The sequence below is a fragment of the Arthrobacter sp. Y3223164 genome (assembly GCF_059091005.1).
On record NZ_JBNHGF010000604.1, the window covers coordinates 1 to 1166 of the forward strand.

General features: G+C 73.2%; 2 protein-coding genes. Both read left to right on the forward strand.

All coding sequences use genetic code 11. The features are described from left to right. A partial coding sequence (locus AC5RUJ_RS16770; protein WP_494156302.1) for a TraR/DksA family transcriptional regulator occupies positions 1 to 126 on the forward strand: 126 nt, incomplete at its 5' end. Positions 127 to 202: 76 nt separating this feature from the next. After that, positions 203 to 1166 (forward strand): galactose-1-phosphate uridylyltransferase (galT, locus tag AC5RUJ_RS16775; protein WP_494156303.1); only part of this gene is annotated, 964 nt, incomplete at its 3' end.

Consider the following 1166-nt stretch of genomic DNA (forward strand, 5'->3'; position numbering starts at 1 on the left):
CGGCTCGCGGCCGGCACCTACGGGACGTGCGCCTCGTGCGGCAACCCCATCCCGCGCGAACGCCTGGAGATCCGGCCGGAAGCACAATTTTGCGTGACCTGTGCGGCGAAGCGGCGCCGTGCCTGAGCGAAGCACCGTGGATCGTGCCCAGCCCGGGGCGGGCACCGCCGTCGTTGTTCCGGGAGGAGACCCGGTCACCGCGGTGACCGCGACCCGTTTGGCGGACGGCCGGGAGTTGCTGTTTTTCGACGACGGCGCGCGGCCGGTTCCGCGGGATTCGCGGGACACCCGGGACCTGCCGGAACGGCCGCCGGTGGGGGAGCTGCGCTACGACGTGCTGACGGGAGAGTGGGTGGCGCTGGCCGCGCACCGGCAGACCCGCACCTACCTGCCGCCGGCGGACGCGTGCCCGCTGTGCCCGAGCACGCCGGACTACGCCTCCGAAATCCCGGCGGCCGACTATGACGTGGCCGTGTTCGAGAACCGGTTTCCGTCGCTCGGGCCGGACCTGCTGGCAACGCCCGAGGACCCGGAGTGGGGCCGCGCCTACACCGCCGGCGGGCGCTGCGAGGTGGTCTCCTTCACCTCGGCGCACACCGGTTCGTTCGCCGGGCTGGACACCCGCCGCGTGCGCACCGTGATCGACGCGTGGGCGCACCGGACCGCGGCGCTCAGCGCGACGGACGGGATTGCCCAGGTCTTCTGCTTCGAAAACCGCGGCGCCCAGATCGGCGTGACGCTGCACCATCCGCACGGTCAGATCTACGCCTACTCCTACCTGCCCCCGCGCGGGGCGGTCATGGCGGCGGCGGCCCGGAAACACTTCGAGGCCACCGGCGGGCGGCAGACGCTGACCGGGGCGGTGCTCGGCCATGAGCGCTCCGACGGCTCCCGGATGGTTCTCGAAGGCGAACACTTCAGCGCCTACGTGCCGTTCGCCGCGCGCTGGCCGCTGGAGGTGCACCTGGTGCCGCACCGGCAGATCGCGGATCTCGCCGGGCTCACGGGCGCGGAGCGGGACGAACTGGCGGTGCTGTACCCGCAGCTGCTGGGCCGGTTCGACGCGCTCTACGACAGCCCGACCCCGTACATCGCCGCCTGGCACCAGGCGCCGGTCGCCCGGGCGCTGCGGGAAGCGGGCTACCTGCACCTGCAGCTGACCTCGC